Here is a 14,748-nt window from a genome sequence, read left to right as displayed (position 1 = left end):
TGAAACTAACATGACGCCCTCCGCCCGAGTTCAGGCAGCAATAGAAATATTGGATGATATTCTTGATGGATCGCCCGCCGAAAAGGCTTTGACCGGGTGGGCTCGAAGAAGTCGATTTGCTGGCTCGAAGGATCGCGCGGCAGTCCGCGATCATGTGTTTGACGCGCTTCGGTGCCGCCGGTCATTCGCAGCGCGTGGAGGCTCAGAAAACGGGCGCGGCCTAATGATCGGCGCAATAAGGTCCTTGGGAGCTGATCCTAATGAGTTGTTCACAGGTGATCGGCATGCGCCCGATCCGCTTGAGGAAAGCGAAGTTGGCCGGGACTTTGTGACCGAGTCAGAAAGGTTTGATGTCCCAGAATGGCTGTGGCCAGAGTTTCAACGTTCGCTTGGTGACGAGGCGCAGGCGGCGGCGACCGCGCTTCAAAGTCGTGCGCCATTACATTTACGTGTAAATTTGCAAAAGGTTAATCGCCAGCAAGCTGCCCAAGAACTTATGCGGGAGGGGATCAGCACAGAGGTTCACCCAGCTTGTGAGACGGCACTTGAAGTAAAAGAAGGTGCCCGCAAGGTCGCCCAAAGCCACGCTTATTTATCTGGATTGGTGGAGTTACAAGATGCTGCCAGTCAAGCTGTTGTTGCTGCGCTGCCTTTGCGTCCGGGTATGCGGATTATTGACTATTGTGCCGGAGGCGGCGGAAAGGCTTTGGCCATTGCAGCCCTTTCCAATTCTGTAAAAATTTTTGCGCATGATGCGAACCCAGCCAGAATGCATGATCTACCAGCACGCGCCCAACGCGCAGGGGCTGAGATCAAGATTTTATCTACTGAAGAAGTGTTCGCGCACCCCGGATTTGACATCATTCTTATCGATGCACCGTGTTCCGGTAGCGGATCCTGGCGCAGAGCGCCCGCAGGTAAGTGGGCGCTAACTCCAGACCGCCTTTCAAAACTTGTTAGTGCTCAGATGAAAATCCTTGGTTCAACAGCACCGCTTGTTTCACCTGGCGGATTGTTGGCCTATGTTACCTGCTCGATTTTGTCGGCTGAAAACGATTCAGTGGTGGAGGGTTTTTTGAATAATCACCCGGGTTGGCAGTCTGACTGGCGTAAGCAGTGGATGGTATCCAAACGGACCGACGGGTTCTTTTCTGCGCACTTGACGCGATCGTAACTATATGAAATATAGTCAAAAATAGAGTTTTCGCATTTTGTGCGTGTTAAGCTATGGTTAACCAATTCGAACCAATACTGGTTATAAAAGTCTATAACCTGAGAATTTTATGTCTGATAATTTGGAACTTTCTTTTAATCCGTCTGGCCAATGGCGCGTCGGACACCGGCGCGTCGCTTCGTTGGCGGTTTTTGCAATCGTACTGAGCGCTTTGCCTGTATTGAACCTTGTTCCACCTCAATGGCAAACAGGCGTGATAGTCGTCGCCGCTTCAATTCTTTCGCCGGCCATATTTTTCAAAGCTAGAGCCTGGATACACTGGCACGCAGAAAAGAAAGTTCGCGCTGTCCTGAGGGCCTTTGTTGAACGCGAAAACGAGGCTTGCATGGTCGCAAACGCCGAAGGTGAGGTTTTGGTATCGAATCCCGAGGCAACCGACCGGTTCAATGCTGTCATTGGTTCTCAACTGGAGTCTTGTTTGCGGTCATTGATTGCAAACCCTGCAGCTACTCTTTTGCGACTCCAATCCAGAGCCAATGCGAAAGGCAAGGCAAGTGACGAAGTTGTCCTTGATGGGCATGTTGTTCCAGTGTCTGCGTCTCGTCTCAGTGAGGATGTTTATTTCTGGCGAATTGGTATGGCCGCCCTTCCCAGATGGCAAAACATTGACCTGCCGATATTGTCGATCGGGCGCAAGGACAGGGTTGTCAACGTAAATTTTGCTGCGGAACAGTTCTTGGGACGCAAACCTAATACTCTGGCTGAAGTTGTGTCTCAGAATACATGCAATAACGGATGCCAATGTTTAGTGGACACCACACAAGGTAAGCGTCTGGTTGTCACCACGACTATAAATCGCGACGGGGGCGAGCGCGATTTGCTTTTGCTACCGGTAAATAGCCCGAGCAATTATCAAGCGAGTTCATCCATCGCTGCATTGCCTGTTCCAATGATGAGCTTATCGCCAAACGGAGACATTCTGGAGATAAACAGCTTAGCCAGCCGATTGATAGGCGAGGTCGAGCCGGGGACTACTAAATTTACGGACATCATGCAGGGTCTTGCACACCCTATCGCCGATTGGTTGAGCCGTACGGCGGAAGAGGATTTGCCACCGCATTCAGAGATTTTGCGTCTGACACAAAATGATAAAGACATTTTTGTTCAAGTCACGCTGTCCCGGATCATTCGCGCGGGGCGTGTCTGCTTGATCGCTGTTCTAAATGATGCAACCGAACTAAAGACACTAGAAGCTCAGTTCGTCCAAGGGCAGAAAATGCAAGCTGTCGGACAGTTGGCAGGGGGGGTGGCGCACGATTTCAACAATTTGCTGACAGCAATTTCCGGTCATTGCGATCTGCTGTTGCTTCGTCACGATCAGCGTGACCCCGATTATGGAGATCTGGTGCAGATAAACCAGAACGCTAACCGTGCGGCAGCTCTTGTAAGTCAGCTTTTGGCCTTTTCCCGAAAACAGAACCTAAGACCCGAAGTTCTGGATATGCGGGACACAATTTCCGACCTCATCTACCTTTTGAACCGATTAGTAGGTGAAAAGGTCCGTTTGGTGCTCAGTCATGATCCGGTGCTCAAGCCAGTCCGTGCGGACAAGCGGCAACTTGAGCAGGTGCTGATGAATCTTGTTGTCAATGCAAGAGACGCAATGCCTGAAGGGGGCGAGATTCGGATCGAAACCGAAGTGCTCAGCGTGGACCAACCGATAGCGCGGGATCGGGCGACAGTTCCAATTGGCGAGTATGTAACGGTTAAAGTCATCGACAGTGGTGTTGGAATTCCCGGCGACAAATTGCAAAAAGTTTTTGAGCCATTTTATACCACCAAACGCACCGGAGAAGGCACTGGGCTTGGCCTTTCCACAGTTTACGGCATAGTTAAACAGACCGGTGGCTTTATTTTTGTCGACAGCATTGAGGGGAGTGGTAGCGAATTCACTGTTTTCCTGCCAGTCAGTGCGCACACAGAAATCCCTGAACCGAAAGTCACAATTAACCTTGCGGATCAAAACCCGCGACAAGGAGATGGGGTTGTTCTTTTGGTCGAAGATGAAGCGCCAGTACGTGCCTTTGCAACCCGAGCACTTCGGTTGAAGGGATATACTGTCCTTGAAGCAGGCTCGGGTGAAGAGGCTTTGCGTCTGCTTGAAGATGAAAATTTAACCGTGGATGTATTTGTCACCGATGTCGTAATGCCCGGAATGGACGGCCCGACGTGGGTGCGTAAGGCTCTTAAAACGAGGCCGGATGTACACGTAATATTTGTATCGGGTTATACAGAAGGCGCTTTTGGTAAAGCGGGACCGGACATAACAAATTCAACTTTCCTGCCAAAACCATTTTCGCTTACGCAACTAACCGAGGCTGTATTTCAAAACATTAACTAGACAGCTTATTGAGCCATTTCGTGCAATCTGAACTCTTCGGCACAGATATTACGGTAACGCCGGACGGTTTCCGGATTCAAATCAACAGGGCATTTGGGAGACACATTCATGCGCGGTAATCGGATGTCGCAATTTAAACGTGATTGCAAGAAATTCAAAATCCTATCCTGATTTTCGTATTTGAAGAGATGAATTGCCCCTGCGCCATTACTACGAGGTCGAAAGAAATCTGTCTGGCTTCCAACGTCGGCAAAACTAGCTCGTGGTTTGTGCAGGTAGCCTCTTACGAATTCTTCAAATGTCACGCTGCGGGTAGAATTGGTGTGACCTATCAATTCGGGCCGACTTCGGTATCTGTACCAGCTTGCGAGCCAATCGACTGGTTCCCGTACGACGCCCATTATTTCCATCTCTGTTGCCAGCATTTTTCGAAACATGGTTTGAAAAAACCGGTCAAAGCGGCGGACCGTCGCGTGTTTGAGCTCTGGCGGGTTGGTGACAACAATATCGGCCCGATCACAAAGCGCTGCCTGTAACGCTGTACTGCCTGTTTTGGGCACTGACAAAAGCGCAAGTCGTTCTTCAACAAATACCAGCATTTTATCGTTTGCCTTCAATAGCTTTAGGATTTCAGATTGTCGTAAACGACTCCTTAACACAAATCCAGAACAGTTCTTTTCATAAGTTTTTGTTGAAATGTTCTCTTTTTGGTCTCATAAGGAACAAGAGGCGAACAAAGCAGTGATTGCCGCCCGTTCAAGGGTGTGACAAAAGAGAAAGCGACAGGACAATGGCGGATCTTCTGACAATGAGCGACAAAAAAAACGCAGACAAGCAAAAGGCGCTCGACAGTGCGCTGGCCCAGATCGAGCGGCAGTTTGGTAAGGGCTCAATAATGAAGCTGGGCGATGAGGCCAAGCAAGAGATTGAGGCTAGCTCAACAGGCTCGTTGGGTCTGGATATCGCTTTGGGTATCGGTGGTCTGCCTATGGGAAGGATTGTCGAGATTTATGGACCAGAAAGCTCCGGTAAAACGACATTGACTTTGCATTGCATAGCCGAACAGCAAAAGCGCGGTGGAGTTTGCGCTTTTGTGGATGCTGAACATGCACTTGATCCGCAATATGCGCGCAAATTGGGAGTTGATCTGGATGAGTTGCTGATTTCGCAGCCTGATACGGGCGAACAGGCTTTAGAGATAACGGATACGCTTGTTAGGTCCGGTGCGGTGAACATGGTTGTGGTCGACTCGGTGGCGGCGCTAACGCCAAAGTCTGAGTTGGAAGGTGATATGGGTGATAGCAATGTCGGTGTGCAGGCTCGCTTGATGAGTCAGGCGATGCGTAAGCTGACGGGCTCCATTAGTCGATCGAATTGCATGGTGATTTTCATCAACCAGATTCGGATGAAGATTGGCGTGATGTTTGGAAGCCCTGAAACAACGACAGGCGGTAATGCCCTGAAGTTCTACAGTTCGGTTCGCCTTGATATCCGCAGGATCGGTGCCATCAAAGATCGGGACGAAGTCGTTGGCAACCAGACGCGCGTTAAAGTAGTCAAGAACAAGGTGGCGCCACCATTTAAGCAAGTGGAATTCGACATCATGTATGGTGAGGGCATCAGCAAGATGGGTGAATTGCTTGACCTGGGCGTAAAGGCTGGTGTGGTCGAAAAATCGGGATCTTGGTTCAGCTATGGTGACGAAAGGATCGGGCAGGGTCGTGAAAACGCTAAGCAATATTTGCGTGACAATGACCGCGTCGCCCTTGAGATCGAAGATAAAATCCGCGCAGCTCATGGGTTGGATTTCGATATGCCTCCCAGCACCGCCGAGGAGGACGATATTCTTGAGGCCTGACGTCCGCGAATTTGGGCTGAACAAATTGGCAATGCTAAATCGGCACTAGTATTTCCGAATGCAAGACGGACCTTCGGGTTCGTCTTGTTTGGTTTCAGCAGTCTACGCTGTGGACACTCACGAGGCGTAGGGCTAAACCATCGCGTGTCCTTGTGAATACGCGCTGAGAGAGCCTAATGCCCACGCTAAACGATATCCGTTCGACCTTTCTGAACTACTTCTCCAAGCAAGGGCACGAAGTTGTTGCATCCAGCCCGTTGGTCCCTCGAAACGATCCGACACTTATGTTTGTCAATTCGGGCATGGTCCAATTTAAGAACCTGTTCACAGGTCTTGAAACGCGGGATTACAAACGTGCCACTACGGCGCAGAAATGTGTGCGGGCCGGCGGAAAACATAATGATTTGGATAACGTCGGTTATACCGCGAGGCATCACACTTTTTTTGAAATGCTCGGGAATTTCTCTTTTGGTGACTATTTCAAAACAGAGGCGATCCCTTTTGCCTGGGAACTGATTACCAAGGAATTCGGTATCGACAAGAACCGTCTGTTGGCGACTGTCTTCCACACCGATGACGAAGCGTTCGACATCTGGAAAAAAGTTGGAGTCCCAGAAGATCGGATCATTCGTATCGCAACAAACGATAACTTCTGGCAAATGGGACCGACCGGTCCATGTGGTCCTTGCACCGAGATATTCTATGATCACGGTGATCACATTTGGGGTGGCCCTCCAGGATCTGCCGAAGAGGATGGCGACCGTTTTATCGAAATCTGGAACATCGTTTTCATGCAGAACGAACAGTTCGAAGACGGATCGATGACCGAACTGGACATGCAGTCAATTGATACCGGCATGGGGCTGGAACGGATTGGCGCTCTGTTACAAGGTAGCCATGACAATTATGACACCGATCTCTTCAAGACACTGATTGAGGCATCGGCTGATCTGACTAATGTCGATCCCTACGGCGATCAAAATGTACATCACCGGGTGATTGCAGATCATTTGCGCTCTACTTCGTTTCTGATTGCGGATGGCGTAATGCCGTCCAACGACGGTCGCGGCTATGTATTGCGCCGGATCATGCGACGGGCGATGCGTCATGCTCATTTGTTGGGTGCTAAAGACCCTGTGATGTATCAACTGGTGCCAACGCTGGTTCAATTAATGGGCGCGCAATACTCGGAACTGGGACTGGCTCAGCCTTTGATCGAAGAAACGCTGCTGCTGGAAGAAACCCGATTCAAGCAAACGTTAGATCGTGGTTTAAAACTGCTTGATGATGAGGTGGCCGGGCTGCCTGAAGGCGATCCGCTGTCCGGTGATGCGGCATTTAAGCTGTATGATACCTACGGCTTCCCATTGGACTTGACACAAGACGCGCTTCGGGAAAAAGGCCTAACTGTAGACACGGATGGTTTTGATGCGGCGATGGCCGAGCAGAAAGCCAAGGCACGTGCGGCTTGGGCGGGGTCTGGTGAGGCTGCGGATCAGGCTGTTTGGTTCGATGTACTCGACACATCGGGTGCAACCGACTTTCTTGGTTATGAGACAGAAAAAGCCGAAGGGCAGGTATCGGCATTGGTTGTGGATGGAGCATTGGTTGAAAAAATCGATCAAGGCTCAAGCGGTTGGGTGATTGTAAATCAGACGCCTTTTTACGGCGAAGCTGGTGGACAGATTGGCGATACGGGCGAGATCAGGCGCCTGGATAGCCCAGATGATCTGGCAAGAGTTGAAGACACCCGCAAGTTCGCCGACGGTAAGGTGTATGCGCACAAAGTAACAGTTGACCATGGAACGCTTTCCAAGGGCGACGCGGTTGTTCTTGAGGTCGATCAAGCCCGAAGAACGGCCATACGTGCCAATCACTCGGCAACGCACTTACTGCACGAGGCGCTCAGAGAGACTCTGGGTGATCACGTTGCTCAGCGGGGCTCACTAAATGCCGCGGAACGACTGAGATTTGACTTTAGTCACTCCAAGGCTCTGAGCTTGGAGGAAATTCAGAAGGTTGAGCGAGAGGTGAATGAATTCATTCGGCAGAACTCGACTGTTGAAACCCGGATCATGACCCCAGACGACGCCCGCGAATTGGGGGCTCAAGCTCTGTTTGGTGAAAAATACGGGGATGAGGTGCGCGTGGTTTCAATGGGCAAAGCCCCCACGGGCAAAGGTCACAACGGCGACACCTGGTCGATAGAGCTGTGCGGCGGTACTCACGTTCGTCAGACCGGCGATATTGGTACTTTCGTTGTTTTGGGCGATAGCGCCAGCAGTGCTGGCGTACGCCGGATTGAGGCGTTAACTGGGGATGAGGCATTCAGTTATCTCTCGGCGCAGGACCACCGACTCGCGCAGGTAGCATTGGAGCTCAAGGCCCAGCCAGATGCTGTTGTCGATCGGGTCAAATCCTTGTTGGAAGAACGTAAAGCCCTTCAAAATGAAGTGGCGCAGCTCCGTCGCGACTTAGCAATGACTGGGGGGGGCGGAAAGGGCGGCGGTGTGGAGCCACGTGACGTGAACGGCGTCAAGTTCCTGGCGCAAACTCTAACAGGCGTGTCTGGTAAGGACCTACCGACGCTCATTGACGAGCATAAAACCCGTCTCGGATCGGGCGCCATTTTGTTGATCGCGGACACGGGCGAAAAAGCGGCGGTTGCGGCTGGCGTGACCAACGATTTGACAGACCGTGTTTCGGCAGTGGATTTGGTAAGGGCGGCTGTCGCGGAATTGGGCGGAAAAGGGGGCGGTGGTCGTCCTGATATGGCGCAGGGTGGGGGAAAGGATACCTCGAACTCGGACGCCGCGATAAAAGCTGTTGAGCTGATTTTAGGAGGATAGAATGACCGCACTTTGGATTGCTCATGTGACCGTGACCGATGCAGAAGCCTATGGAAAATATGCGGAACTCGCGGGACCTGCTTTGGCGGCACATGGCGGAGAGTTCATTGCGCGAAATGCGCGTTACGTTCAATTGGAAGGCAAAGATCGTCCTCGCAATGTGGTAGCTCGGTTTCCTTCAGTGGAAGCAGCCGTGGCCTGTTACAATTCACCTGAATACCAAAAGGCGTTGGATCATGCGCGTGGCGCCAGTGAGCGCGAATTGGTCGTGGTCGAGCTCACTGATTAAGAATCACTCGACCTCGGTAGTCCGAACAGGTCGGGTAGCATTTACACCCACTTGCAGTGCCCGGGACTAGTATAGCGTTGTATGCTTTCAGGGCACTAAATTAGAAAATAAATTCCAATGGTTACGCCTTATTAGATCGATGATTGTGTCTGTGCTTTCACTACAATTGTGTTTGGGCTTGCCACTATCTTGAACGCAAATGGCCACCAAAAGTGACGAATTTCCGCCGTTTTTCCCCGTCACCTTGTACGAAGATTGCGCAAAGGCCCCCGTTTACGGATAGTTTCCGAAAGACTGTAAGTGGTCCTTATACGCGCCAATCAACTGGAAGCGACAGGATTGAGGGACAGGCATGACACCCGTTGGCGAAAAACTAAGCGCATTGATTAAGCGCGCAAGGACCCTGATGGGGCGTGCAGCAACTGCTTCCGCTCTATTGAGCGTCTCATTTCTACTTGGGACACCGGTGTCGGCTACTGGAACAGCATTTATTCAGAGCGCGGTTGCTTCACCGCCACCGTCAGGTGCTCAGCAGCTTTGCCGTCAATATTCCTGGGCATGCGCGCAAAAAGCTTCGTCTTCTCTTTCCAGCAGTCAGGAACTGAAGATAGTGAAGCAAATCAACAGCAGGGTTAACCGCTCGACAAGGGAAGTCACCGATCAATCTCAATATAAAACGCGTGAGTTCTGGGCATTACCCACATCCTTGGGTGGAGATTGCGAAGATTTTGCTCTTTTGAAGAAGCGAGATCTAATAAAAGCAGGTATCGATCCACGCAGACTTTTGCTGGCTACTGTGCTGGATACCCGCAGAAATGCACATGCAGTTCTGGTATACAGATCCAGTCAAGGCGATCTGGTTTTGGATAACCTGACAAATCGGATTAAACCCTGGGCGGCGACACGCTATTTATTTTTGCGGATGCAGGACCCCAACCAACCTCGCAATTGGGTGGGAGTCTACGGTCGTAGTTGAGCTTTCCTCGAAATTTTAGCGAAGAAAAAGGGCGGATGCGCAAGCGTACCGCCCTTTCTGGTTGTTGAAGAGGTAATGTCCTCGCGGACCTAAATGTTACCTTCCAATATCGTCTTCGGAACGCCCTTGGCGACCACCACCTCTAGCTTCACGAGCAGCTTCTCGTTCTGCTCTGGCAGCATCTCTGTAATGATCGGCCAGTTCCTGCAGGTCATTCGCTCGCTGCCGCTGCAATCTTGCATCGTCTAAGTTACCGGCCTCGCGAGCCGCTCGTGCAGCTTCTCGATGCTCTTTTGCAGATTCGCGGAGCGTTCTGGCCAACTCACGCTTTTCTCTCGCGGGGTTGCTGCCATCGCTGCAATCGCTTCCCTGACAGTCGCCCTCGTCGCCATTTCCGTGACCGTTGTTGTCTTTCGGATCACCATCGTCAGTAGGATCACCATCGTCCGTAGGGTCTCCATCATCTTTCGGATCACCATCATCCGTTGGGTCACCGCCATCCTTTGGATCGCCGTCGTCAGTAGGATCTCCACCGTCAGTAGGATCGCCGCCGTCGGTTGGATCGCCGTCGTCAGTAGGATCGCCGTCGTCAGTAGGATCACCATCGTTGGATGGATTACCACCACCTCTGGGGTCTGGGTCACTGCTCGGGTCGCGACCGGCTTGCGTGCTATCGTCACTTGGATCGCTGTCATCGGCAGAATTGTTTTCGCCACTTTGGCTACCATCGCCCGAACCACTTCTGCGTCCGGAACTTTCATCAGCAGGTCCATCTCCCGAACGTTGCTCAGCTAGGCCAATCGATGCTGTCGGCAAGTCGGTCAAGACAGCTGCGAAAGCAGGGCATTCGATGAGTGTGCGTTCCAAGATGCTTTCAAAGTCTGCGCGACGCTGAATGTATTTCAGCATGCGTGAACTTACGACATCACAAGCACACAATGTATTAGTAGAAACAGATTGCCTTGCCGTGGCTACCGTACACATAGCGCTGGCTGAAGTCGGAGCCATCATGGGCAAAGCTGCAGAGACAAATACTGCAGATAACAAACTTGACTTAATGCGCATAGCGCTTCTCCTTAGAACTCGTTAATTACTTGCTCGCCTTATAAGCCGTGTGGCTTTGATTTGATTGTGATCAAGGTCACATTTTGGCCGCAGTTACACCCCTGTGATGCCTGAATTGCAAGGCGGAGATCAATCGAGACAATTGAATTAAAGTTGACTCAAATTAAAAAAATACAACCAAAACAAACAGAAAGCTGTTTGCTTGCAACGATTTTTGAAAATCGTAAATCTTGCAAATGGAAGCAAAAATGTCACAATTAGGGCACTGTTGCCCGATTGGAAACAAGTCTACACCGCCTTGGACATGCGTTTTCGTTCGTGCGGATCCAAAAATCTTTTGCGCAGACGAACCGCATTTGGAGTGACTTCGACCAATTCATCGTCATCAATATATGCAATGGCTTCCTCCAGCGAGAACTGGATGTGCGGTGTCAGGCGCACTGCATCATCTGAACCGCTGGCCCGGACATTGGTCAGTTTTTTGCCCTTAAGTGGGTTTACTTCAAGATCATTCTCCCGGGAATGCTCACCTATCACCATGCCTTGATAGACCTCGGTTTGCGGCCCGACGAACATTCTGCCACGTTCTTCTAGGTTCCAAAGAGCGTAAGCTACGGCTTGTCCTTTCTCCATTGAGATCAAAACACCGGCACGTCGCCCCGGAATAGGCCCCTTGTGTGGTGCCCATCCGTGAAAAACGCGGTTCAGAACGCCTGTTCCGCGGGTGTCCGTCAGGAACTCCCCGTGGTATCCGATCAAACCACGTGATGGCACCAGCGCAATAATCCGGGTTTTGCCAGCACCAGCCGGTCGCATTTCGGCCAGCTCTCCTTTCCGGGCCCCAGTTATTTTTTCGATCACGGCGCCAGAATATTCGTCATCAACGTCGATAGTAACTTCTTCGATCGGCTCCAAGCGCTGCCCGTTTTCCTCACGAAACAGAACTTGAGGGCGCGAAATGCTAAGCTCAAATCCTTCGCGGCGCATGTTCTCAATCAATACACCCATCTGAAGTTCGCCGCGGCCCGCAACTTCGAAGGCCTCTCCGCCGGGGGTATCCGTTATTCGAATGGCCACGTTGGATTCAGCTTCTTTAATTAACCTGTCGCGAATTACCCTAGATTGCACTTTCTTGCCGTCGCGCCCGGCCAGAGGTGAGTCATTGATGCCAAAAGTGACGGATATGGTCGGGGGATCGATCGGCTGGGCGGGTAGGGACTCGTCAACCTGAGGTGCAACAAGGGAGTCAGCCACTGTAGCCTTGCTCATCCCAGCAATGGTTACAATGTCACCCGCCTCAGCTAAGTCGATGGCCTGCTGGCTGAGGCCCCTGAACGCCAAAATTTTGGAAGCGCGAAAATTCTCTATCAGAGTTCCATCGCGGCTAAGTGCTTTAAGGCTGTCGCCAGCTTTGAGAGTGCCGCTTTCTACGCGACCAGTCAGAATTCGGCCAATAAAGGGGTCACTGCCCAGAGTGGTCGCCAACATGCGAAAGGGTTCGTCCTTATGCGATGCTTGCTGGGGCGCTGGAACGTGGTCGACAATTAGGTCAAACAAGGCGGTCAAATCCTTGCGCGGTCCGTCAAGGTCCATATCAGCCCAACCGGACCTACCCGAAGCGTACATTGCCGGAAAGTCCAGCTGATCATCGTCTGCGCCCAGATTTGCGAACAAGTCAAAGCACTCGTCCAATGCGCGATCTGGTTCGGCATCGGGTTTGTCGACTTTGTTCAGCACAACGATTGGGCGAAGTCCGAGGGCGAGGGCTTTTGACGTTACAAACTTGGTTTGCGGCATCGGCCCCTCGGCGGCGTCTACCAGGAGCACAACACCGTCCACCATGCTAAGGATACGTTCGACCTCGCCGCCGAAATCCGCGTGACCCGGGGTGTCAACGATGTTGATGCGCGTACCTTTCCATTCCACTGACGTTGCTTTGGCCAAAATCGTTATGCCGCGCTCGCGCTCCAGGTCATTGCTGTCCATTGCACGTTCAGCGACAGCCTGATTTTCCCGGAATGCTCCGGACTGTTTGAGCAGTTCGTCCACAAGAGTTGTTTTGCCGTGGTCGACGTGGGCGATGATCGCGATATTACGCAGGTCCATGAGAGGTATGCCTTTGAACGGGAAGTTGACGGGCGCATAACGCGGCACGGACAAAGTTTCCAGCCCCTACCCGCGATCAATTGCCAGAGATATCCGAAAAGGGTCACATTGACAGGGTAGGTGGCATACTGGAAATGAAACCGGCGATACCCATAGTGAAGGCAAACAAGAAGGAATTGACTGGTTTCCGTCGAGTAGTTTCATTGAACCAAGAAAGTTGGACAGCCAATATCTAAAGAGAGAGCGTTGTAAAGCAGTCGTTCGTTAATGATTATCTATTGAATTCTTGAATGGCTTGTTTTGTAGAATTCGTCACCGCGATCTCGACTCTAACGACTTTTCGGTGAGTTTTTCGTCAATAATTGCTCGGGCCAGAGCTTTAGATCGAAAATACGTGTTCGGGTTTTGCCCTATATTGGCAGACAATAAAAAAGGAGCTTTTTAGCTCCTTTTTGCGGTTCAGTTATACTGGCAATTATTGCTTCTCGATCGCCTTAAGTCGCGACCTATGCTCTGTCAGTCGTTTAACTACGAACTGCCGAGCTTTGCGTTCAGCCATACGGACACGGATTTCCGTTAAAAAGGCCTCCTCCAAAGTTTGCGACGCGGCGGCCAAAACTTCTCCGACCTCGACAAAGAAACGGTCTTCGCCGGTTTCATCCATTACCTTCATGGTGTCTTCGGCCAATTTTGCTGCCAATGTGGTAATGGTGTCTGACATTAGCGTGTATTCTCAGTCAGCCTGCGTTTCACGTATTCGGTCACCTCGGTAATCAAAGTGTCCATGTGGCGATCCTGAAAGAAATGGTCAGCACCTGCCACCTCGTTATGAGTGATAGTGATGCCTTTCTGTTCGTGCAGTTTATTCACCAAGGCCGTCGTATCGGCAGGTGGGGCTACACGGTCCGCAGAACCATTGATTATCAAGCCCGAGGATGGGCAGGGCGCCAAAAACGAAAAGTCATACATATTGGCAGGCGGCGACACACTGATAAATCCGGTAATTTCTGGTCGGCGCATCAATAGCTGCATTCCAATCCACGCACCAAACGAGAAGCCGGCAACCCAGCAATGTTTCGAGTTGTTGTTCATGGACTGAAGATAATCCAACGCTGAGGCGGCATCGCTCAACTCGCCTACGCCCTGGTCATATTCCCCCTGGCTTCGCCCAACGCCACGGAAGTTGAACCGCAGTACGGTAAAGCCCATGTTGTAAAAAGCGTAGTGCAAATTGTAGACCACCTTGTTGTTCATGGTCCCGCCAAATTGTGGGTGCGGGTGCAGAACAATCGCAATCGGTGCGTCTTTTTCCTTCTGTGGGTGGTAGCGGCCTTCAAGGCGGCCTTCGGGTCCGGGAAAAATCACCTCGGGCATATGGGCTTTTGTCCTGTCTTTTTCTCGTTGGCACCGGGATACGCTTGACGGTAATCCGCGGGCACCTTAGAACGGTTCTAATTATTTCACTGTGCGCAATAGCGCTGTCAGTCGGAGATACGCACTGGCTGCGGCGGCGTCAATGTTTTCGCACTGATCTTACCGCGAGGGTACGATATGAAGCTTTCGACTAAAGGTCGCTATGCAATGGTCGCTCTTGCCGATATCGCCTTACAACCGTCTGATCAGTTGGTCACTTTGAGTGAGATTTCCGAGCGCCAGGATATATCGTTGCCTTATTTGGAGCAGTTGTTTGTTAAACTTCGGCGAGCAGATCTTGTTGCATCGGTACGCGGTCCCGGAGGTGGATACCGCCTGGCGCGTCCAGCGTCAGACATTCGTGTGGTCGAAATACTTGCCGCGGTCGACGAGACAGTTGATGCTATGCACAAAGGGGCTGGCGCTTCGGGCGGTTCTTCAGGCAGCCGCGCACAATCGCTAACGAATCGGTTGTGGGAAAGTCTAAGTGCCCACGTCTATGTTTTCCTTCATCAAACGCGGCTGTCAGATGTAATAAGAAACGATCTCGCACCTTGTCCTGCAGTGCCGACCCTATTTGCAGTCGTGGACGACTGAAAAGAAAGCGACGCGCGGTA

Annotated in this window: 12 protein-coding genes; 7 read left to right on the top strand and 5 right to left on the bottom strand. The window is 51.5% G+C overall.

Annotated elements, in window-relative coordinates; all coding sequences use genetic code 11:
- The first annotated feature begins 10 nt into the window (after window positions 1-10).
- The gene (locus GOV45_RS21300; protein ID WP_170481927.1) at window positions 11-1,174 is read left to right on the top strand and encodes an RsmB/NOP family class I SAM-dependent RNA methyltransferase; all 1,164 of its coding nucleotides are present in this window, start codon (window positions 11-13) and stop codon (window positions 1,172-1,174) included.
- Between the two features lie 109 nt (window positions 1,175-1,283).
- Complete coding sequence (locus GOV45_RS21295) at window positions 1,284-3,575, top strand: ATP-binding protein (protein WP_170481924.1); 2,292 nt, start codon at window positions 1,284-1,286, stop codon at window positions 3,573-3,575.
- A 5-nt stretch (window positions 3,576-3,580) separates the two neighbouring features.
- On the opposite strand, the gene GOV45_RS21290 is transcribed toward GOV45_RS21295, so the two are convergent.
- Window positions 3,581-4,174 (bottom strand): sulfotransferase family 2 domain-containing protein, encoded by a 594-nt coding sequence (locus GOV45_RS21290; protein ID WP_170481922.1) that lies wholly within the window; start codon window positions 4,172-4,174, stop codon window positions 3,581-3,583.
- A gap of 191 nt (window positions 4,175-4,365) precedes the next feature.
- On the opposite strand from GOV45_RS21290, the gene recA reads away from it, so the two are divergent.
- From recA to GOV45_RS21265, 4 genes are all read left to right on the top strand, one after another.
- A complete protein-coding gene (gene recA / locus GOV45_RS21285; RefSeq protein ID WP_170481920.1) occupies window positions 4,366-5,433 on the top strand; it encodes a recombinase RecA in 1,068 nt (355 codons plus the stop codon).
- Between the two features lie 176 nt (window positions 5,434-5,609).
- A complete protein-coding gene (gene alaS, locus GOV45_RS21280) occupies window positions 5,610-8,282 on the top strand; it encodes an alanine--tRNA ligase (RefSeq protein WP_170481918.1) in 2,673 nt (890 codons plus the stop codon).
- Window position 8,283: 1 nt separating this feature from the next.
- Entirely contained in the window at window positions 8,284-8,571 is a 288-nt protein-coding gene (locus GOV45_RS21275) for a DUF1330 domain-containing protein (protein WP_170481916.1), read from the top strand.
- 352 nt (window positions 8,572-8,923) lie between these two features.
- Window positions 8,924-9,547 (top strand): transglutaminase-like cysteine peptidase, encoded by a 624-nt coding sequence (locus GOV45_RS21265; protein ID WP_254448086.1) that lies wholly within the window; start codon window positions 8,924-8,926, stop codon window positions 9,545-9,547.
- A 96-nt stretch (window positions 9,548-9,643) separates the two neighbouring features.
- On the opposite strand, the gene GOV45_RS21260 is transcribed toward GOV45_RS21265, so the two are convergent.
- The 4 genes from GOV45_RS21260 to GOV45_RS21245 all read right to left on the bottom strand — a co-directional run bounded on the left by GOV45_RS21260 (window position 9,644) and on the right by GOV45_RS21245 (window position 14,092).
- Window positions 9,644-10,612 carry a hypothetical protein gene (locus GOV45_RS21260; protein ID WP_170481914.1) on the bottom strand — a complete coding sequence of 323 codons (969 nt, stop codon included), beginning with the start codon at window positions 10,610-10,612 and terminating at the stop codon, window positions 9,644-9,646.
- A 288-nt stretch (window positions 10,613-10,900) separates the two neighbouring features.
- Window positions 10,901-12,718, bottom strand: a complete 1,818-nt coding sequence (gene typA / locus GOV45_RS21255) for a translational GTPase TypA (RefSeq protein WP_170482067.1) — start codon at window positions 12,716-12,718, stop codon at window positions 10,901-10,903.
- Window positions 12,719-13,193: 475 nt separating this feature from the next.
- Complete coding sequence (locus GOV45_RS21250) at window positions 13,194-13,439, bottom strand: hypothetical protein (RefSeq protein WP_170481912.1); 246 nt, start codon at window positions 13,437-13,439, stop codon at window positions 13,194-13,196.
- On the bottom strand, window positions 13,439-14,092 hold the full coding sequence (locus GOV45_RS21245; RefSeq protein ID WP_170481911.1) for an alpha/beta hydrolase: 654 nt from the start codon (window positions 14,090-14,092) through the stop codon (window positions 13,439-13,441). The genes GOV45_RS21250 and GOV45_RS21245 overlap by 1 nt, the downstream gene beginning before the upstream one ends.
- Window positions 14,093-14,269: 177 nt before the next feature.
- On the opposite strand from GOV45_RS21245, the gene GOV45_RS21240 reads away from it, so the two are divergent.
- Window positions 14,270-14,728: an Rrf2 family transcriptional regulator gene (locus GOV45_RS21240; RefSeq protein WP_170481909.1), complete on the top strand. Its 459-nt coding sequence runs from the start codon at window positions 14,270-14,272 to the stop codon at window positions 14,726-14,728.
- Window positions 14,729-14,748 lie beyond the last annotated feature (20 nt).

The sequence above is a fragment of the Ruegeria arenilitoris genome (genome assembly GCF_013035425.1).
Classification (GTDB): Bacteria; Pseudomonadota; Alphaproteobacteria; order Rhodobacterales; family Rhodobacteraceae; genus Ruegeria; species Ruegeria arenilitoris_A.
Note: the sequence above shows the minus strand (reverse complement) of the source record. Positions and strands in the feature narration are given on the sequence as shown.

Bases quoted from the DNA above. Each gene is read 5' to 3' on its own strand.
- GOV45_RS21300 (WP_170481927.1), top strand. From the start codon at position 11: ATGACGCCCTCCGCCCGAGTTCAGGCAGCAATAGAAATATTGGATGAT.
- GOV45_RS21295 (WP_170481924.1), top strand. From the start codon at position 1,284: ATGTCTGATAATTTGGAACTTTCTTTTAATCCGTCTGGCCAATGGCGC.
- GOV45_RS21290 (WP_170481922.1), bottom strand. From the start codon at position 4,174: ATGCTGGTATTTGTTGAAGAACGACTTGCGCTTTTGTCAGTGCCCAAA.
- recA (WP_170481920.1), top strand. From the start codon at position 4,366: ATGGCGGATCTTCTGACAATGAGCGACAAAAAAAACGCAGACAAGCAA.
- alaS (WP_170481918.1), top strand. From the start codon at position 5,610: ATGCCCACGCTAAACGATATCCGTTCGACCTTTCTGAACTACTTCTCC.
- GOV45_RS21275 (WP_170481916.1), top strand. From the start codon at position 8,284: ATGACCGCACTTTGGATTGCTCATGTGACCGTGACCGATGCAGAAGCC.
- GOV45_RS21265 (WP_254448086.1), top strand. From the start codon at position 8,924: ATGACACCCGTTGGCGAAAAACTAAGCGCATTGATTAAGCGCGCAAGG.
- GOV45_RS21260 (WP_170481914.1), bottom strand. From the start codon at position 10,612: ATGCGCATTAAGTCAAGTTTGTTATCTGCAGTATTTGTCTCTGCAGCT.
- typA (WP_170482067.1), bottom strand. From the start codon at position 12,718: ATGGACCTGCGTAATATCGCGATCATCGCCCACGTCGACCACGGCAAA.
- GOV45_RS21250 (WP_170481912.1), bottom strand. From the start codon at position 13,439: ATGTCAGACACCATTACCACATTGGCAGCAAAATTGGCCGAAGACACC.
- GOV45_RS21245 (WP_170481911.1), bottom strand. From the start codon at position 14,092: ATGCCCGAGGTGATTTTTCCCGGACCCGAAGGCCGCCTTGAAGGCCGC.
- GOV45_RS21240 (WP_170481909.1), top strand. From the start codon at position 14,270: ATGAAGCTTTCGACTAAAGGTCGCTATGCAATGGTCGCTCTTGCCGAT.